Annotated in this window: 16 protein-coding genes and 1 pseudogene; 13 read left to right on the forward strand and 4 right to left on the reverse strand. The window is 37.4% G+C overall.

The genetic code is table 11. The features are described from left to right. The first annotated feature begins 9 nt into the window (after positions 1–9). The 5 genes from ACQ2HF_RS11390 to dnaK all read left to right on the forward strand — a co-directional run bounded on the left by ACQ2HF_RS11390 (position 10) and on the right by dnaK (position 4,649). On the forward strand, positions 10–732 hold the full coding sequence (locus tag ACQ2HF_RS11390) for a DUF6090 family protein (protein ID WP_432410544.1): 723 nt from the start codon (positions 10–12) through the stop codon (positions 730–732). Next, entirely contained in the window at positions 729–896 is a 168-nt protein-coding gene (locus ACQ2HF_RS11395) for a hypothetical protein (RefSeq protein WP_432410545.1), read from the forward strand. The genes ACQ2HF_RS11390 and ACQ2HF_RS11395 overlap by 4 nt, the downstream gene beginning before the upstream one ends. A 297-nt stretch (positions 897–1,193) precedes the next feature. After that, the gene (locus ACQ2HF_RS11400; protein WP_432410546.1) at positions 1,194–1,481 is read left to right on the forward strand and encodes a hypothetical protein; all 288 of its coding nucleotides are present in this window, start codon (positions 1,194–1,196) and stop codon (positions 1,479–1,481) included. A gap of 157 nt (positions 1,482–1,638) precedes the next feature. Next, positions 1,639–2,271: a response regulator gene (locus ACQ2HF_RS11405; RefSeq protein WP_432410547.1), complete on the forward strand. Its 633-nt coding sequence runs from the start codon at positions 1,639–1,641 to the stop codon at positions 2,269–2,271. A gap of 455 nt (positions 2,272–2,726) precedes the next feature. After that, positions 2,727–4,649, forward strand: coding sequence for a molecular chaperone DnaK (dnaK, locus tag ACQ2HF_RS11410; RefSeq protein WP_432410548.1), 1,923 nt, complete (start codon positions 2,727–2,729; stop codon positions 4,647–4,649). A 311-nt stretch (positions 4,650–4,960) separates the two neighbouring features. Here dnaK and ACQ2HF_RS11415 read toward each other — a convergent pair whose 3' ends face one another. Beyond that, positions 4,961–7,888 (reverse strand): T9SS type A sorting domain-containing protein, encoded by a 2,928-nt coding sequence (locus ACQ2HF_RS11415; protein ID WP_432410549.1) that lies wholly within the window; start codon positions 7,886–7,888, stop codon positions 4,961–4,963. Positions 7,889–8,023: 135 nt separating this feature from the next. Between ACQ2HF_RS11415 and ACQ2HF_RS11420 the strand changes: the two are divergent. From ACQ2HF_RS11420 to ACQ2HF_RS11455, 8 genes and pseudogenes are all read left to right on the forward strand, one after another. After that, positions 8,024–8,251: pseudogene (locus tag ACQ2HF_RS11420) on the forward strand (molecular chaperone DnaK); the annotation flags it as partial. 218 nt (positions 8,252–8,469) lie between these two features. Further along, on the forward strand, positions 8,470–10,161 hold the full coding sequence (locus ACQ2HF_RS11425; RefSeq protein WP_432410550.1) for a T9SS type A sorting domain-containing protein: 1,692 nt from the start codon (positions 8,470–8,472) through the stop codon (positions 10,159–10,161). A gap of 472 nt (positions 10,162–10,633) precedes the next feature. Continuing rightward, positions 10,634–11,008, forward strand: a complete 375-nt coding sequence (locus tag ACQ2HF_RS11430) for an ArsR/SmtB family transcription factor (protein ID WP_432410551.1) — start codon at positions 10,634–10,636, stop codon at positions 11,006–11,008. After that, complete coding sequence (gene merTP / locus ACQ2HF_RS11435) at positions 11,005–11,607, forward strand: mercuric transport protein MerTP (protein ID WP_432410552.1); 603 nt, start codon at positions 11,005–11,007, stop codon at positions 11,605–11,607. Before ACQ2HF_RS11430 ends, merTP begins: the two co-directional genes overlap by 4 nt. Before the next feature lies 1 nt (position 11,608). Next, the gene (locus tag ACQ2HF_RS11440) at positions 11,609–12,955 is read left to right on the forward strand and encodes a dihydrolipoyl dehydrogenase family protein (protein WP_432410553.1); all 1,347 of its coding nucleotides are present in this window, start codon (positions 11,609–11,611) and stop codon (positions 12,953–12,955) included. Positions 12,956–12,966: 11 nt separating this feature from the next. Continuing rightward, a complete protein-coding gene (locus tag ACQ2HF_RS11445) occupies positions 12,967–13,173 on the forward strand; it encodes a GDCCVxC domain-containing (seleno)protein (RefSeq protein WP_432410554.1) in 207 nt (68 codons plus the stop codon). Between the two features lie 254 nt (positions 13,174–13,427). Further along, a complete protein-coding gene (locus ACQ2HF_RS11450) occupies positions 13,428–14,954 on the forward strand; it encodes a serine hydrolase (RefSeq protein WP_432410555.1) in 1,527 nt (508 codons plus the stop codon). A gap of 195 nt (positions 14,955–15,149) precedes the next feature. Next, positions 15,150–15,944: a head GIN domain-containing protein gene (locus ACQ2HF_RS11455; protein WP_432410556.1), complete on the forward strand. Its 795-nt coding sequence runs from the start codon at positions 15,150–15,152 to the stop codon at positions 15,942–15,944. 211 nt (positions 15,945–16,155) lie between these two features. Here ACQ2HF_RS11455 and ACQ2HF_RS11460 read toward each other — a convergent pair whose 3' ends face one another. The 3 genes from ACQ2HF_RS11460 to ACQ2HF_RS11470 all read right to left on the reverse strand — a co-directional run bounded on the left by ACQ2HF_RS11460 (position 16,156) and on the right by ACQ2HF_RS11470 (position 20,502). Continuing rightward, positions 16,156–17,412: a C45 family autoproteolytic acyltransferase/hydolase gene (locus ACQ2HF_RS11460; RefSeq protein WP_432410557.1), complete on the reverse strand. Its 1,257-nt coding sequence runs from the start codon at positions 17,410–17,412 to the stop codon at positions 16,156–16,158. A 167-nt stretch (positions 17,413–17,579) separates the two neighbouring features. Continuing rightward, positions 17,580–18,935, reverse strand: a complete 1,356-nt coding sequence (locus ACQ2HF_RS11465; RefSeq protein WP_432410558.1) for an NAD-dependent succinate-semialdehyde dehydrogenase — start codon at positions 18,933–18,935, stop codon at positions 17,580–17,582. A gap of 94 nt (positions 18,936–19,029) precedes the next feature. After that, positions 19,030–20,502, reverse strand: a complete 1,473-nt coding sequence (locus ACQ2HF_RS11470; RefSeq protein WP_432410559.1) for a biotin carboxylase — start codon at positions 20,500–20,502, stop codon at positions 19,030–19,032. Between the last annotated feature and the right edge of the window lie 15 nt (positions 20,503–20,517).

Raw genomic sequence — 20,517 nt, forward strand, 5'->3', positions numbered from 1 at the left:
AAATAACCAATGAATAAATTCTTCAGAAAAATTCGTGTAAGATTAGTTGCTGAAAGTAAATTCAGCAAATATCTTCTGTACGCCATTGGCGAAATTGTCCTAGTCGTAATCGGAATTTTAATTGCGCTGTCTATTAATAACTGGAATGAGAAACGCAAAACAAAAAACACGATTAAAGATATTTATGCTATTGTAAAAAGCGACTTAGTTGCTGATGTTAAATCAATTGATTGGGTACTCGAAGTAACTCGATTCAGGGATAGTGTATTTCAAAGCGTACTTACTAAAGAAATAACCTATGATGATTACCTAAGCTGTAGTGGTTGTATTTCTATTCTGAATGGTTTCCCAGACATAAAATTAAAATCAAAGGGGCTTACATTATTGGAAGAAAACAGTGGGTTCTTAAATTCAAATCAGGATAGTCTTTCGGTGAAGGTAATCGATTTTCACTCTTTTTTTAGCACTGAAATCGATGTGGCAATAGAAGAAGCTACGATGGATTACAACGGCAATCGGTTCTATTTTAAAAATAATATGACATGGTTTGAAGATTTTTCAAATGACGAACCGAATGAAGAATTTATAACCTATGCCCTTACGTCTGTAGATTATAGGAATCGGGTTGTTTCATTTTATGGACTGTATTACAAGATATATTTAGACTATTTAAAACAATATAAAGAAGCAGCACTGGTGTTAATTGAAACTATTGATAATAAGATACCATGATAAAATTCTTTCGTAAAATCCGACAGCGATTAGTAGTTGAAAATAAACCTGCCTTGCCGGCAGGCAGGTTCAGTAAGTACTTCCTCTATGCCATTGGCGAAATAGTGCTCGTGGTGATTGGAATATTGATTGCGTTGCAACTCAATACCTGGAATGAACAATAAAAGAAGCAACACCTTAAAAACGAATACCTGATTTCATTAGAAAATGATTATAGAAAAGACACCATACAATTAAATGATAGAATTAAGCAGAATAAAAAAAGACAAGAAGTTTTAAGGCAATTATTTGATGAAATAGTAAACACCTCTTTTACTTCAACAGATGAGTTCATATCATTATTCAGTAACGAATTTGGGAATGGAATAAGGGTTGTTAACACCTATAATACCAATAGCTTTAGTTTACTCATCTCTAGCGGAAACATAGATTTGCTACCTAAAAAACTTCGAGAAGCCATTATGGAACTTAACAGACTTCAGGTTTTTGAAAATGAAATTACAAGGGGTAACAGAGAATATTTTTTGGGTTTTATGTCGAATTATTTCCTTAAGTACCCGACAAAAACCACTAATACATCTCTTAATAAACTTTTATGGAAAGGAATAGAAACTACTGAACAACCAAAGAATTTAATGGCGTATTTAGATCAAGAAAGTTATACAATAGGCAGATATTTAGAACTTAGCGAAGACGTCTTGCTGCAAACCGAAGTTGTGTTAGAACTGTTAGACGACATTGAGAAGTAGTAACCGCACATAAGCTAAGCATAAGAACTAATATGAACTTTTAATAAAATAAAAAGAACGAAACTTGGCAACGTTTGTACTTCAATATCACACAAAGATGTGATTTGGCGTGTGCTTTATTAGGTTAACTTTATAAACTATCAATAGCGTACCCTACATGAACCCCATTCGCTTAGCAATCATAGAAGATGAAGTATTGATTCAGGAAAGCTTAAAAGCCTTTTTTGATTCGGTAGCGCATATGGAATGCTTAACGGTTGCCGCCAGCGTGGAAGATTTCTTGAAACAGATTCCTGCTATGGAAATGCTTCCGGATGTATTGTTATTGGATATTAACTTAGTAGGAATGACAGGCATTGAAGGCATCCCATTATTGTTAGATGAAATGCCAGCAGTAGACATTATTATGCTCACTACCTTTGAGGATAATGACAGCATCTTTAAAGCGCTCTGTGCAGGAGCCTGTTCCTATTTGTCTAAAAAAACACCTTTAAAGAAAATACAGGAGGCCGTTGAGGTAGTCCAAGATGGCGGATCGTATATGTCGCCTTCTATTGCACGAAAGATTGTTAATCACTACGCGCCAAAATCATCAAAACAAAGTCTGTTATCTCCCCGTGAAAACGACGTCGTTAAGGGCATTGTAGCCGGAAAAAGCTATAAAATGATTGCAGACGACCTCTTCGTCTCTATCAACACTGTCCGCACGCATATTAAGAACATCTACAAAACGCTGGGCATTAATAGTAAGGCAGAGTTGATTAAGAAGAGTTACGATAATAAGCTGTAATCCCCCTTCCGAATTTCGGATTAGACATTCTTAGTAATCATTTAAATTTTGTTCCGAAATTCACCCCGTAAAAAAGACGGGGCAGGCTCTTCCCCCAAATCACGGAATAAAATTCTTAGAAAAATGAAAAATGGGTAGCCGCTGGGGGAAGGAACTATATATTGGATATTTGTTTGAAAAATTAGTCTATATCAGATAAGTTTCGCCATTTCAATTTTATTTTTGTTTTAGTAAATTGGATTTTCCACTCCAAACCAATCTACAACTAACACATAATAATTAACTCAATTACTAAGTCACTCAATCAACTTAATGCCACACTTTGGAATTTGGTATTTGTTTTTTGAGATTTTCGCTATGCGGTCTGTCACCTTGTCAGTATCTCTCCCTTGGCACATTCCTTGACTTATAGAAGGCGTAGTAAAAATTCAAATTAAAAATATAAAATAAATAATATGAGTAAAATAATTGGAATCGACTTAGGGACCACTAACTCTTGCGTTTCGGTAATGGAAGGTAGCGAGCCAACGGTAATCCCTAATGCCGAAGGAAAAAGAACAACTCCCTCTGTGATTGCATTTGTAGAAGGAGGCGAAATTAAAGTGGGAGACCCTGCAAAACGTCAAGCGGTAACCAACCCAACAAAAACGGTTGCCTCTATCAAGCGTTTTATGGGAAATAAGTTTTCTGAAAGTAAAAACGAAGCAGAACGCGCAGCCTACAAAGTAGTAAAAGGTGATAACGATACGCCACGTGTAGATATCGATGGTCGTTTGTATACACCACAGGAATTAAGTGCCATGATTCTTCAGAAAATGAAGAAAACTGCTGAAGATTACCTGGGACAAGACGTAACCCGTGCGGTAATTACCGTACCGGCTTATTTTAACGATAGCCAGCGTCAAGCCACTAAGGAAGCAGGTGAAATTGCAGGATTAACAGTAGAACGTATTATCAATGAGCCTACAGCGGCTGCATTGGCATACGGATTAGATAAAAAGAGTACCGACCAGAAAATAGTAGTATTTGACTTTGGTGGAGGTACGCATGACGTTTCTATCCTTGAATTAGGAGATGGCGTTTTTGAAGTATTATCAACCGATGGGGATACACACTTAGGTGGTGACGATGTGGACCAGAAAATTATCAACTGGTTGGCAGATGAGTTTAAAGCTGCGGAAGATATGGATCTTCGTAAAGACCCAATGGCGCTACAACGTTTGAAGGAAGCTGCTGAAAAAGCAAAAATCGAATTATCATCTTCTGCACAAACTGAAATCAACTTACCATACGTAACGGCTACCGCTAGCGGACCAAAACACTTGGTAAAAACGTTAACACGTGCTAAGTTTGAGCAATTGATTGACGATTTAGTAAAAAGAACGATCGAGCCTTGTAAGACTGCAATGAAAGCTGCAGGATTAACAAACAGCGATATTGATGAGGTAATTTTAGTAGGTGGATCTACACGTATTCCTGCAGTTCAGGAAGCAGTAGAGAAGTTCTTCGGAAAAGCGCCTTCTAAAGGAGTAAACCCGGATGAGGTGGTTGCCGTAGGTGCTGCTATCCAAGGTGGGGTATTAACTGGAGATGTAAAAGATGTATTGTTACTAGATGTAACACCACTTTCTTTAGGTATTGAAACAATGGGTAGCGTAATGACGAAGCTTATTGAATCAAATACCACAATTCCTACTAAGAAAAGTCAGGTATTCTCAACAGCGGCCGACAATCAGCCATCTGTAGAGATTCACGTATTGCAAGGAGAGCGCCCTATGGCGAACGACAACAAGACAATTGGTCGTTTTCACCTGGACGGAATTCCACCATCGCAACGTGGTGTACCGCAAATTGAGGTAATTTTCGATATTGATGCCAACGGTATCATTAAAGTAAGTGCCGAAGATAAAGCGACAGGGAAGAAGCAGGATATTAGAATTGAAGCATCTTCTGGATTAACAGAAGATGAAATCAAGAAAATGAAGCAAGAAGCGGAAGCGAATGCTGAATCTGATAAGAAATTAAAAGAAACTGCAGATAAGATCAACGAAGCAGACGGAATGATTTTCCAAACAGAGAAGTTGCTGAAAGAATCTGGAGATAAATTATCGGAAGATAACAAAACCAAGATCGAAGGTGCTTTAGAAGAGTTGAAGAAAGCCTACGAAACAAGAGACGTAGCGACTATTCAACCAGCGTTGGAGAATATCAACGAAATCTGGAAGACCGCAAGTGAAGAAATCTACAAAGCACAAGCCGAAGGACAGCAAGGCAACCCAGCCGAAGGCGGGGAACCAACTGGCGACGCAGGTGACACTACCGAAGGAGCAAATGAAAGCGCCGATGTGGAAGATGTGGATTTTGAAGAGGTGAAGTAAGCAGAGAACCAAAATGACTTTTTGCCGTTTTGTGTGAATCGCTTATCCCGACGCAGGTCGGGATCTTTAACCCGAAATCACAAATTATATTATATAATCCCAACTGTAGCAGGTTGGGATTTTTTTATGCAAGCGCCCGTGCGCAGCAAGAATCGTAGTTTTATTCATCCCGCTGCATAGCGGGATCTCACCAAAATCACAAATTATATTATAAAATCCCAACTGTAACAGGTTGGGATTTTTTCTTTATATGTAGATGTATTACTCAATTTTTTTTATTTACAGATTAGAAACATTGAAAATAAGCCACATTATTTTTTTATAAGTTTGTGAACGTGGGATTTTTTTTCAATATCTATTAGCTGAACAAAATAAATTCCATCTTTAAATGTTGAAATATTTATTTGTGTTTCAAAATCTTCATTAAATACTATTCTACCAAAAATATCGTAAATTAGTATACGCTCATAATTACTTGAAGTAACCACTTGAAATAATCCATTGGTAGGATTAGGAATTATAGATAAAGAAAGCGAAGCTTGTTCTTTAATTCCCAGTACAGAATCTACTACTGTAACTGTAGCTATTTTTGATGCTGAGTTATTTTCGTTATCTACACCTGTTAAATTTACTGTGTAAATACCTGGATCAGAAAATGTGTCTATATCTAAGTCTAACGAAACAATTCCACAATTGTCCTCACTTCCACTATTAACATCTTCGGGAATAATAGTAATAGTGTTTTCACCTTCTAGATCTATAGTTATGTTTTGTGTATTAATTTCTGGAGCAAGGTAATCTACCACGGTTACGGTTACTGTAACAGATGCAGAATTGTTTGATAAATCTGTAGCTGTAAAAATCACATCGTTATCCCCTATAGTTGAGCAATTAAATGAATAAGTGCTCAATTCAAATTCTATAAGGTTTGTTGGGGTAAAATTGTCTGTGGTTCCATTATCTATATCAGTAGTTGTAATTGTAGCTATTCCATTTTCATTGAGTTCAACTGTAATATCTTGAGTAATAATATTAGGGGGATCATTATCTATAATATTGTTTACAACGACTTGAAGTTCTTTATAGGATGAAGAACCAAATTCATTTATATATCTTGCACGTAGTGTGTGGGTACCAGGTTCTGTCCATTGTACATTTGCTCTATAAGATTCGGTGGCGGGGTTTAATACTAAGTTACCTCCAGATAAAAGACTCCACTCAAGAGTCGCAGCAGTGTTAGGGGGTACAATATAGCCTGTCGTTGTTCCAAGGTCGGTAAGAAAAGGTCCGGATAGAAAATCTGGGATTTCGGGAGTATATAGTTCAACGCAATTAAGAAATTCAAAATCATAAAATATAAAAGTCTCGTCGTCAACTATATATATGGGCGGGTTGTTGGTGTTAGTCCCACCAGCTGTATTTTTTAATGTTATAAAATTTTGACCATTATCTTGTGTAAGTTTTACATATCCCGTTGTTGTTTTCATTAAAAATGAAGTTGAATTAACATTGGTTAACATTACAACTTCATCAACCAATTCAATATTAGAAAAAATATTGGTGCTTACGTTATATTGGTAAATTGTATTTCCCGGAAATCTAGGAGCAACTATAATTCTTTCTGGGTCTGAAAAATCAAAAGAATCTTCAAAATCATATATTTCAGAAGTTAAAGTAAATAGCTCAACCCAAGTAACTCCACCATCTGTTGTTCTATAGATTATTGGTTGATCATTATTGTTTCTTCCATAAATATAGCCTTCAGTTATTGAGTTGAAATGAGATTTAAAAATGCTAAGTCCAGGTGGTGGTGTTAGTGAAGTCCAGGTTTGCCCAAGATCTGTGCTGTGTTTTAAAATAGTAGCAATTTGATAAAAAATATCATTTTGTGATACTTGCTGCCATCTATAAAAATTTGAAACCTCTGTACCTGAAAGAATAGGGCCGTCAATCCAAGTTTCACCACCATCGAAAGATTGTGATACAATGGCCGTAGATGCTGAAGCAGGATCTTCATAATGAAATTGGCTTATATAATTATCTTCTGCATATAGTACACCACCATTGGTATTGAAAGTTTTGGTAACTTTCCAAGAAGTACCGTTATCTTCAGAAACAATTACGTGGGATTTTGAATCTCCAGAGATTATTGCGACTGCACTGAGAACAAAAGTATTTTCACTTACCTTATTCAAATAATTGTATCCATTACTGTTACCAGTATTTATTCCAGAGTTGTCCACTACTTGCCAGGTAACACCGCCGTTAGTAGTTTTATATATAAATTTACCACCTGTACCTAAAGCTTGATTTTTTCTACCAGAAATGTAGCCAATAGTATCGTTTAAGAAATCGATACTTGTAATAAATCCATACTCTGGAATATCAAAAACTATTTCATTGGTTCCATCTAAATTAGCCGATCTTATCGATTGATTGTATAGGGTATAATAAATTTTTGTATCGGTTATTTCAAAGTTTGCGGAATTATCAGTAAATGTTAGTGGAGTCCAGGTTTCGCCCCCATCTAATGTTTTATGTACTTCATTGGTTCCCCATAAAATTGTATACCCTTCGCTTTCATTTAAAAAATAAATTTTGGAAAGATTAATATCCTCTGATATTGCAGGGTCAATCTCCCATGTAATACCACCGTCTATCGTAGTATAGATATCACCATTTACTGATAGAAATCCAACTGAGGCAGAGGTAAAATAAAGGTCAAATAGAGGGTTGAAACCTCCTAGAGATACAATATTCGATGGTACTTCTTGCCACGTCAACCCGTTATCTAAAGAAGAGTAAAGAAAACGCTGCACATTATTATTTTCATCGTCATAGCGCCCAACCATATACCCAACACCATCAATAAATTGAACATCTACAACGTTCTCATTTCCTACAATAAGAGGAATATGAAACCAAGTTTCTCCTTGATTTATTGTGTAAAGTACCAAACCTTTATCTCCAACAGCAATTGCTGAATTCTGATCAATAATTTCAATCTCAGAAATTACCTTGCTATAATTAGGTGCATTTACTTTTGTTATAGACCAAGAATCGCCTTGATTTTGAGTAGTAATAAGGTTATTTCGACCAACAGCCACAGCAGCATTTGCGTTCCATAAATCTATGTCTGTATAATAATTAGCCAAATTATTCACGGTGTTTTGACTATTTAAATTAAGAGCAAATAGAAAACTGAAAAGACAAGAGAATAATTTAGTATTAAGCTTCATTTGGGAAATTTTGATAGTTAATAAATTTAGCATTTAGTTTTTTTTTATATAAATTTTCAAAAATACAATTTCAAATGTGATTTCGAAATTTATATAAAAAATAAGAAAATTAGATTTGAAAGATCTCTTGAATAATTGAAGAAAGCCTACGAAACAAGAGACGTAGCGACTATTCAACCAGCGTTGGAGAATATCAACGAAATCTGGAAGACCGCAAGTGAAGAAATCTACAAAGCACAAGCCGAAGGACAGCAAGGAGCTGGCGCCGAAGGTGCAGAACCAACTGGCGACGCAGGTGACACTACCGAAGAAGCAAATGAAAGCGCCGATGTGGAAGATGTAGATTTTGAAGAGGTGAAGTAAGCAGAGAACCAAAACGACTTATTGCCGTTTTGTGTGAATCGCTTATCCCGACGCAGGTCGGGATCTTTAACCCGAAATCACAAATTATAGTAAAAAATCCCAACCTATAACCAGGTTGGGATTTTTTTGTTTTCAAATTTATAAAGTGGGTTAATAGGCTAAAACTCAACACTAAATTATTTTTTCTATCTTTAAGGGACTCTTGAGATTTGTTTGTTATGAAAAAGCTACTCCTTTTATCGATACTACTGTTGTTTTTCTTCATTTGTAATGCCCAACAAATACCTAAATTAGAATCAATTCATAACGAAACACCAAACAATCCCTTTATTAAAGTAGATCGCGCCAGCATGGAAAAAAGTCCATCATATAATCGTACTAGCTCTGGTCTTATAACGCGTCAGGTAAATGTGGATGTAAACGGCGATAATATCTTGGGCGATGCAGCGAATGAACCTTCCATAGCGGTAGATCCTACGAACCCAAACAGAATAGTAATAGGTTGGCGGCAGTTTGATACCGTAAGAAGTGATTTTCGTCAAGCGGGGTATGGGTATTCATTGGATGGGGGTGAAACCTGGACATTCCCAGGGGTTTTAGATCCAGGTGTTTTTCGTTCAGACCCTATCTTGGATTTTGATGCACAAGGAAATTTTTATTACAATGCCCTTACTGCCGATCCTGATTTAACTATGTTCTCTTCCGACGTTTTTAAAATTGACGATGGAGGTGTAGTTTGGAGTGCTGGAGTTTCTGCCCACGGTGGTGATAAAGGATGGTTAGAAGTAGATCGCAGCACTAGTATTGGCGGAGGAAATATTTATTCGCAATGGACTTTTGCATTTAGTGAATGTGAGAGCTTAAATTTTACTCGCTCAACCAATGGAGCCACAAGTTTTGAAGCATGTTCAGAAATTCCAAATTTCCCAATCTATGGTACATTGGCTGTTAATGCCCAAGGAGATTTATACCAAACCGGGTTTAACTCTCCTGGTGTTTTTGTTCAAAAATCATCTACAGCAAAAGATCCAAATGAACAAGTTACTTGGAGTGCGCAAACTATAGTGCCATTAGGAGGATTACCTTCTGCAGGTGGGCCGAACCCTGGTGGCTTACTGGGGCATATTTGGATTGATACCGACAATTCCAATGGTCCAGGAGCTGGAAATATTTATGTTCTTTCTACGGTAGACATTGATGCTACCAGTGATCCCGCCGATGTTATGTTTTCTAAAAGTACAGATGGTGGTGATACTTATTCAAAAGGATTCCGAATCAATAACGATTCAACAAATACGGCCTATCAGTGGTTTGGGACACTCTCGGTTGCACCTAACGGTCGAATTGATATTGCTTGGCTAGATACAAGAAATGCAAGTCCCAATGAATTTACATCTGTTTTGTACTACGCTTTTTCTGAAGATCAAGGGGAAAGTTGGTCGTCTAATATACCAATTTCAGAGCCGTTCAACCCGAATATAGGATATCCTCAACAAGAAAAATTGGGAGATTATTTCGACATGGTTTCTGATAATGACTATGCGCATCTCGCCTGGGCAAATACCTTTACTGGAGGGCAAGATGTGTATTATACACGAATAACTCCAGAAAACGTATTGGGTATTTCAGAAGTGGCTACTTCAAACAATCAGTTACAAATCGTACCAAACCCAGTTGACAATACCACTATAGTTTCTTTTATTAATAAGCAAGCTGATCAGGTTATTCTAGAAATAATTGATATTCATGGCAGAAGTGTGAAGACTCTTTTGGAAGCAGAAGTGTCAGGTGCGCAATCGGTTCCGTGGAATGCTCAAGATTATTATGGGATTCCGCTCCGTTCAGGGGTTTATTTTGTCCGTCTCACTAGTGGTACTAATGTCTCCGTGGAAAAAGTAATAGTACGATAGATTGATGGTAACGCGCTTGGAATGATTTTCCAAATAGAGAAGTTGCTGAAAGAACCTTATTTTATTTATCTTTTTGTATAGCGAGATTTAATCGCTTTTAAAAAGGATAATTTAAGAGGTTATCTAAAAGTGTCTAATAGCGTCAGACTGAGCGCAGTCGAAGTTTAATGTATTGATAATTAATGTAGGTTGCGACTGCGTTCACCCAGACGCTCTAAAATTTAAATTTTAGACAACTTTTTTTAATTTGGATATATTTATCTAAAAACAAGCATTGTTGTCCCACTCTGGCTTATGGATATAATTCATAGCACCTTACCCACAAGCTGAAACCAGCCGCACAAACAGCACATTTATTTTTCCCACCAAGAAAAGCCAACGCTCAAAGAAATATAAAAGTTTTTTTACCAACGCTTTTAGAATTATGTATTTTAGTGTTTGCTTAAATAAGAAATAAGTGTAACTTTGTGTTATGGAAAATAATTCTTGCATAAGACAACAAGCGGATATTAAACAAATAAACCGTTGTAAAGACACAGTTTTGGAATTAAACGAGTCGTTCGACCATTTGGCGAACGGACTTTCATTGGTTGGAAATAGTGTTCGACTGAAAATACTTTACCTACTCTATGAGGAAAATAGACTTTGTGTTTGTGATTTAAGTGATATTCTCGGAATGAACATTTCTGCCATTTCACAACATTTAAGAAAAATGAAAGACCGAAATCTATTAGAAACCGATAGAGAAGCCCAAACGATATTTTACTCACTCACAGCTGAATACGAAGAAATGCTACATCCATTCTTTGAAATACTTGATAAAAACAAAATAGTAGAAACACTATGAAAAGTGACAACAAATTAATCGGTGCAGGTATGTTAACTGCCATCACAGCTTCATTATGCTGTATTACACCTGTTTTGGCCCTAATAGCAGGAACAAGCGGAATTGCTTCAACCTTTTCTTGGATAGAACCTTTTAGACCGTATCTGATTGGGCTAACAATTGCAGTTATTGGTTTTGCCTGGTATCAAAAACTAAAACCTCAAAAAGAAATTGACTGTGAATGTGAGACGGACGAAAAACCTAAATTCATACAATCAAAAACTTTTTTAGGTATAGTAACCGTCTTTGCAATTGTGATGATGGCTTTTCCATACTATTCCGGAATTTTTTACCCAAACACAGAAAAAGAAATCATTGTAGTTGACAAATCGGACATTAAAACAACTGAATTTAAAATCAGCGGAATGACCTGTGCGAGTTGTGCAGAACACGTCAACCACGAAGTAAATAAACTCAACGGGATTGTTAATTCAAAAGCATCTTACGAGAATGGAAACGCAATCATTGAATTTGACAGAACCAAATCTAATGAAACGGAAATTGAAAAAGCAATTAACACAACAGGCTATAAAGTAACCGACAAAAAACAAATCAATTAGTATGAAAGTATATGATGTATTTGTAATTGGTTCAGGAATGGCAGGAATGACTATCGCCAATAAATGCGCGTCAAAAGGCCTGAAAGTAGGTATAACAGATGAACTACCGTATGGTGGCACTTGTGCATTGAGAGGTTGTGACCCAAAAAAAGTGATTATAGGCGCCACGGAAGTTCGAGATTTTGCCAAAAGGCTCAAAGGTCAGGGCATTGACACCATACCTAAAGTCAATTGGAAGGACATAATGGCCTTTAAACAATCCTTTGTGGATGAAATGCCACCTAAAATTGAAAAAGGATATAAAAAAAACGGAATAGATACCTTTCACAACTCAGCAAAATTTCTGTCAGAAAACACATTGGAAGTTGGAAACGACAAAATAAAGGCTAACAAAATTGTAATCGCATCGGGTTCCAAGCCACGGGTTTTAGAATTTGAAGGGGGTCATTATGCCCAATCCAGTACCGATTTCTTGAATTTGGCAGAATTGCCAAAATCTTTGGTATTCATCGGTGGTGGATATATCGCTTTTGAGTTTGCGCATATCGCGGCTCGATGTGGAGCAGAAGTAACTATTGTTCATCGTGGAGAAAATCCCTTGGAAAATTTTGAACAGGACATCGTAAAACATCTTGTTTCTGCCACAAAAGAATTAGGTGTAAAACTCATTCTGAATACAGATGTTACGGCTATTGAAAAAGTGGATTACCAGTATCAAGTGAAAGGTAAATCAGCGGAAAAAACAGCATATTTTGAAGCCGAAGCTATTTTTAATTCTGCCGGTAGACCCCCAGCAATATTCGATTTGGGTTTAGACAAAGCCAACATAGCCTTTACAAAAAAAGGGGTTACGGTAGACAAATATCTTCAAAGTACATCAAATCCAAATATTTATGCAGCGGGCGATGCCGCAGATTCAGAAGGTTTGCCTTTAACGCCAGTTGCAGTTTTGGAAGGTCATACGGTTGCATCAAATATCATCAAAGGCAATTCTAAAGAAATAAGGTATCCACCAATGCCAACGGTAGTGTTTACATTACCAACTATGGCTTCTGTTGGCTATACTGAATCGAAAGCGAGAGAGCTGAATTACAATATTAGTATTAATTATAAGGAGGTTGGAAATTGGTTCAATGCCAAACGCTTGAATGTAAAAGAATATGCGTTCAAAACTATAATTGATGAGGAAACTCAAACAATCTTGGGAGCGCATTTAATAGGACCACATTCAGAAGAAACCATAAATCTCTTCGCAATGGCCATAAAAACAAAGATGAAGGTTAGTGATATTAGAACAATGATTTTCTCATATCCAACTTTAGCTTCGGACATACCACATATGCTTTAATAAAAAATTGAATGGAAACTATATTAAAATCAGAAATTACCTGTCCAGACTGCGGACATAAAAAAGTAGAAGAAATGCCAACAAACGCTTGTCAATTCTTTTACGAGTGCGAGAATTGTAAAACGGTTCTAAAACCATATGAAGGAGATTGTTGTGTGTATTGCTCTTATGGAACTGAATCGTGTCCACCAATTCAAGAAAATAAAAGTTGTTGCTAAAAAGCCAAACACATTTGCAATTTGCACCAGCCAATGCTACGTCAAAAAAATGCAGAAGAGTATGTCTTTGCCAACGCTTAAAGCCAAGCTGAATTGAAAAGCCATTGGCCAACAATGTATATGAAAAATAGCGGTTTAGGTGCTACCCTGAACCGTTTTTGCATTTAATTAAGTATCTTTCTTTTTCAAAAGTTTGTACTTACAAACCGCTACTTTTCTTATACAAATTCGTTGTGACATATTCCATTGCACCCATGAAAAAAACAATACTATTCATCACGCTCCTATTTTCCAGCATACTCTTACATGCTCAGGAAACAGCCTTACCAACGTTTATTACCGACAGCTTACAGACTTATATCACTCAGGGTATGAAAGATTGGCAAATTCCAGGTCTATCGGTTGCTATTATTAAAGATGATAAAATTGTTTTTATGAAAGGGTTTGGTACGACCAAAGTGAATGGTTCGGAACTTGTGGATGAGAACACACTCTTTATGATTGGTTCCAACACAAAAGCTTTTACGGCTACTACGCTTTCCATTTTACAGGAATCGGGTGTTTTGAGTTTGGATGATAAAGTCCAGAAGTGGATGCCCGAATTTCGTTTAAAAGATCCCTTAGCCAGCAGAGATGTAACTATTGTCGATTTACTGTCTCACAGAATAGGTTTTGAAACCTTTCAAGGCGATTTCGCTGCCTGGACTTCAACGATTTCAAGAGCCGATGTGATTAAAAATATGAGTGTCATTGAGGCACCGTATAGTTTCCGTACAAGATGGGGATATTGCAATGCAGCATTTGTTACTGCTGGCGAATTACTACCAAGAATTAGTAATAAATCATGGGAGGAAACTGTAAAAGATAGTATTCTGGTACCGCTACAAATGGATAGAACGTTAATGCTAGCTGAAGAACTAATAACTGCGTCCAATGCTTCGGTAGCACACACCAACATTGACGGTACTATAACTGAAATTCCAATTCCAAATATTAACAATCTTGCTCCAGCTGGCAGTATGAGTTCCAGTGCAAAAGATATGACCCAATGGCTATTTGCACAGCTTAATGATGGGAAAATTGGCGACGAACAACGTATTTCATCACGTGGTATTAGAGCGATTAGGAGCCCTTCTTCTATATTGGGAGTGGACTCCAGAGACCATAAAGAAACACACTTTTATCTATATGGGATGGGGCTGGATATTAATGACCGAAATGGAGAACTTGTATATTCTCATACGGGTGGCGTAGATGGATTTTTATCTTCAGTGCTCTTTATACCCGAACAAAAACTTGGTATAGTTGTGTTAACAAATACCGATGCTAATAGTTTTTTTCAAAATCTGAGTGATCAAATACGGGATTCATTTTTAGGATTGCCCTATCAAGACTATAGCAAGCAATCTTTGGAGCGCTCTAAAAAAAGTGACCTTGAAGAAAAACAAAGAATAGATTCCTTAAAAAAAGTAGTTTACTTAAAGGCTATGCCAAGTGTACCGTTGAAGAAGTTTTCAGGGAAATACACCAATGACCTTTATGGGGAAATTGAAATTAAGTTAGAAAAGAATAATTTGAATATTCATTTTTCGAAGCACCCCAAATTAATAGGAAAACTAGAACATTTACAAAATGATAGGTTTTTGTGTACGTATTCAAATCCAACCTTTGGTGTTGTTGAAATGCCCTTCAAAATAGAAAATGATACAGTGATTGGACTCACGTTAACGGTAGCCGATTTTATTGAGTTTACGCCTTACGAGTTTACAAAAATTAATTAAATACTTGTCAATAACGCACAAACTCGATCGTTAAAAGTATCCTAACTTGTAGTAAAATTTTTTCAATTCTGGCACTTTCATAACAGAAGGAGTAACTTAAATTAGGAACAGTTACAAAGAAAAAACTCTGAAACTGTAACAACTAAGAAAACAAGCTATCCTTATACAAACCAATCACACTAAAACCTAAAAAAAATGTTTGCAACTACAATGAATGTTCGATTACAACGAATCACAAGAAGAGCGGGGATAGCGATCTTTCCAATCCTTTGTTTTTTATTCTTTACAACGAATGCCTCGGCTCAATCTATAGTATTTGATGTGGATAGTTTTGACAAGATTATTGTAAGCCCACATATTGAAGTTATTTTTAAGGAAGGCACTAATGAATCGGTGAGCATAACATCCAATACAGAGCCTATGGAAAAACTAAATATAGTTGTGGAGAATACGACACTTCATATATATTTAGAGGACGCCAGAATTGTAACGGGTAGTAAGAAAGAAGAAAGAAACGGCTATAAACGCAAAGTAGATTTATATAAAGGAACCGTTGTAAGAGCAGTAATTACCTATAAAAATATTAACTCGCTAGATTTACGTGGAGAAGAAAATTTCACCTTTGAAAACACTTTAAAAGCAAATAAATTAAAGATGAGCATCTATGGCGAATCTCAAGTGTATATGAATGACGTTGCTATTAAAAATTTGCAGGTATCGCTCTACGGCGAAAGCTTCTTAGAAATAACTAAAGGAAGTGTTGATACCCAAAAAATTACGGCTTATGGAGAAAGCAAAGTAAACACCGCGAACGTATTAAATAAGGAAACAAAATTAACCGCTTATGGAGATGGTACATTTCAATTTAATGTTTCAGAAAAACTTAAAGTAACTTCTTACGGAGAGGCTACCATAATCTATTCTGGTAACGCAGATTTAAATAAAGGGTTGATTATAGGAGAGACTAAAATTACTAAAGTCAGTTTTTAGTCCCGCTTCCGCCAAATACATACTTACTGTTATATAAAACCCCAAGCTAGTTGTAGCTTGGGGTTTTTAGTTTATACAAAGCTATAGCTGGTATGAGCTAATTATTTGTTTTACGGTATAACAAAGATGAAAAAATTGTTAGATCTTGATTTATTTTATAGGGACAAGGATATATTGAAATAAGTATACAATACTTTCCAGTGTATTCTATTTATCCCTTGCCAACTGTAGTCCATAAATCGGCAAGCATTTCCCAGGGAACTTGGCCGCGCTTTTTGGTTTCTGAATTTAAATCTTCTTTGAGTTTTTCCAGCAATGGACTGCCTGCTATACCCATAGCCTGCCCGATAGAGTCTACAACCAATTGTGTCAGTTGTGAAGTGCCATTTGTTTGCCAGGCTTTTCCATACGCTTCCCAATCATAAGCTCCAGTTTCATATCTTGGAATAGATTCCGAAGTTGGTAATGCTACTTCTCGTGCAGGTGTGGCTACTGTTTTTTCTGAATAGGAAATTAAATGTTCCCCCTCTGTAAAATCGGCAAAGGATTGGGTTAATTTTTCATCCAACCAGCGTAATTCCATATAGCCTTCGGCAGGACGATATACAGAAGTGTATATAGTACCGAAACCGTCTTGGTATTGCGTATTAAAAAGAGGTTTTTTTAGAAAAGCTTTAGCAATTGTTTCATCGGTAAGGGCGTCTAATTCCAATAAGTCCACAAGAAATTGTTCCCGCTCTACCGTTTTTGAAAATCGGGCGTGTTCCGGCCAGTCTATTTTTCCCTGATGGTTGGTAGAAATTTTTTGTTTTGTCACAATAGGTTCGTGGTCTGGGGCAAGTTGTAACATAGCGTGCGTACCAGTTTTATCCAATACCATCACATTATAAGCCATATGTGTAGGGATGCGCTGTAGCTCTTCAAGGGCTTCGTCTACCGTACTACAAAATTCAAGCACATATCGCAAAATAAAAGGGATACCGAAACCCTTACCCACTACCTTGCGTCCTCCAAATGTAAGGGAAGCGACCAAGCCATTGGTATTCATGCCATCTACTACGCCCCATAAACAATCTCCTATGGCTATCACGTGTTTACCATTCCAGGCACTGTTTAACAAAGTTCCTTCACAGAGATTTGGGTGATAGTCGTAGTTGCGCACCAATTGTGGTTTGTCCTTATACACCGCCTGTGAACACCCTGTGATATAAGCTGGTGGCTGGTAGCCCGTCAAAAAACGTGCTGCGACAGGATCATTCCCCGCTAGCTCACATAGCTTTTTATATGTTGGCATAAACTTGGGCATATATTTTTCTAATTGAGCTTGTGCGGTCGCTAAATCTGGATTGTTGACAACTCCTTTCGATTGAAACCATGCTTTGTAAGCAGGCCAATGTTTCTGAAATAATGTTTGCCATTTCTTACCTGGCGTATCTTCTGAAATTGAATGAAAATTCAATTGTAACATATTTTTTTTGTTTAACTATTAATAATTTTTTGCAATTTTTTATACTGGAAATTGGACTGAAAAGAATCAATACTTAATTGAACTAAAAATAATTAACTATCGTGTCTTGTCTCGTGACTCTCTTTAGTATTGCGTCTTTACTTTGTAATCACTTTGCTTAGGAGATGTTACTTCACATATACCGTCTTCCGGTTTACAAACTCCAGCATTCCGTCTTTGGCCAGTTCCCTACCATAGCCAGACTTTTTAGTACCCCCAAAAGGAAGTCGTGGATCGCTTTTAACCAGTTCGTTTATAAAATAAGCACCGTCACTCACTCTGTTAGAGTAGGAGAGTGCCTTTTCAATGTTTCGAGTGCACACCGTTACCCCTAAGCCGTATTTGGACTGTTCTGAAAGAATAAAGGCTTCTTCTATGGTTTTTACTTTAATCATGGCGGCCAACGGACCAAAAGTCTCTTCATCAAAAGCAGGCATCCCTGGTTGTACGTTGCCCAAAATAGTAGGATCGTGATAGGCATTGTCCTGCTTTCCGCCCAATAACAAGGTCGCTCCTTTTTCAAGAGAGCGCTGTACTTGCGATTGCAATTGATCTGCCAGGTCCTTACGGGCCAAAGGACCTACTTTGGTAGTTTCTTCCAACGGATCACCAGATTTCAATTTTTGAACTTCGGCTGTGAATTTTGAAACAAATTCGTCATAAATACTTTCTAAAAGGATAAAGCGTTTTGCGGCGATGCAACTTTGTCCACAATTGAGCATGCGTGCAACGAGCGCGGTTGTAACAGCAGCGTCTATATCGGCATCTTCCCAGACGATAAAGGCGTTATTACCACCCAGTTCCAGCAACGTTTTTTTAATGTATTTTCCAGACAGTTCAGCAACGGCAGCTCCTGCACGCTCACTTCCTGTTAGGGTCACCGCTTTTATGGTATCGTGCGCAATAATTGCTTCGGTTGTATCGTGATGTACAATCAAATTCTGAAAAACACCTTCAGGAAAACCAGCTTCAATAAAGATAGCTTCTATATGCTTCGCACTACCAAATACATTGGGCGCGTGTTTTAATACGCCTACGTTTCCTGCCATCAAGGTAGGCGCGGCAAAGCGGAATACCTGCCAGAAGGGAAAATTCCAAGGCATAATGGCTAAGATAGCGCCCATGGGATCGTGCCGAACAAAACTTTGTGAGGCCTCGGTTTTTATGATTTCATCTTTTAGAAATTCCGAAGCATTTTCAGCATAATACTCGCATACCCAGGCACATTTGTTTACTTCGCCCATGGCTTCTGTGATGGGCTTCCCCATTTCCAGCGTAATGGTTTTTGCATATACTGCTGCATTGTTGCGCAATAGCTTCGCTGCAGTACGCATTAATTGTGCACGTTCTTCGAGTGGGACTTTTCGCCATGTTTCAAAAGCAGTTTGCGATGCAGTTAAAATTGCTTCTACTTCAGCATCAGTCTGTACTGTATAGCTTGCAATTTCAAGATTGTTGTAAGGGTTAATGCTTTTAAATTCCATGGCGTATAGTTCAGGTTTTAATTTTAGAAACCTCACAAGCAGTGATACGCAGTGAGGCTTCTTTATAGATTATAATGTTAGAAGTATTTTTCTGTTACTTGGTCAACGAACCAATAATCTCGGGTTGTTCGCTTTTATCTTCCAATACATGCGATACGTATTTACCGCGAACAGCATTGATCCAGGTTTTGGCGCGTTCCGTTAAATTGAAATTATCGGTCATCATACGACCTCGAGTTACCAAGATTCCCATGTCTGCACCTTCATACAAATAGTCGCCTTTATTAGTAATACGCATGAAAAAAGCTTCGTTTTCACTTTCCACGGCACGACGGTGCGAATCCATACGGTCAAATTTTATATGGCCCGTATCATACATTCTCCAGATCCCAGACACTGGTGCTTCTGAAACAGATTCGATAGTTTTTTTGGTGTGTTTGATAATTAACTGACTCCAGCTATCGGTATTTATTTGTTTTGCCCAACGTTCATTCAGGGCTTTTATGCTCAATTTGTAATCTACATTCATCCATTCCAAAATGTGGAATAAATACAAAGGTGCATCTGCCAGGGCAAAGACGGCGTGGTTGGTAATAGAGCTGGCTCCAGTAACCCGTGGATTCAATTCGCCTAAATAGATTTCACCATTGTCCTGATCTATCAGGAAATCTAGTTCAAAATAACCTTTATATCCTTCTTCACGCAATTGGTTTCCGAAGAGTCTGGTAGCTTCCCGAGCTTTTTTACGAAGTCTTGGGCTAAATGAATCTGGAAAAATTTCGTTTCCACACCAACCTCCTTTATAGGGTGTCATTTCCTTAAAACCAACCAATTCGGTCATTAGTGGCGCCACAATAGTACCGTGACGCGTGACGCATGCTTCAATCGCCGAACCCCGACAATTGATGCGTTTCATCACTTTTACCTCTTTTTCGGCCACAATTTCATCGGCGTGCTTGTTGAATTCCGCTTCATTTGAAATAAAGAAGGTAGTATGTCCAGAATCGCCAAAGGGAGTTTGTATCACAAGATCATCTCCCAATTTTTTTGAAACCTGCTGCAAGTGTTTATAATCTTTTACTTGAGAGAGCACGTAGGGAACACAAGCCACACCAGCCTTTTCGGCAATACGATTTGTATTTACCTTATTGTCCATAAAGGTCCGCATCTTGGCGCTGGGGAACATAATTTCCAGTCCTAGTTTCTTAGCAAGCTTTTCTGTTTTCTCGTTAAACATAAGGAACATGACCTTACCTGCCTTTTTCCCTTTTTTTCTTGAATGGATATATTCCTGAACTTCTGGGTGTTGCAGTAAATAATTGTTAATATCCTCAATGCTCTCAAAATCGTCATGTGGAATATCTTCCTTAGGCGAGAAAACGTTTGGGTGCTGTCCATCAAAACTGTCTATGTATGTTATAAACCGAAACCCTTTTATCCATTCATCAGCTCCTAAAAGGTTGAAGTTTGTAGCACTAATAAAATAGATAGGCTCTTCGTTTTTATGAAAAAAGCGTCGTATATCATGGACTCCATCTAAAGTTAGTTTCGTTTTAATATCACTCATAGTTTCTTGTTTTTT

It is taken from the genome of Rasiella sp. SM2506 (assembly GCF_050859505.1).
In the GTDB taxonomy this organism is placed as follows: domain Bacteria; phylum Bacteroidota; class Bacteroidia; order Flavobacteriales; family Flavobacteriaceae; genus Marinirhabdus.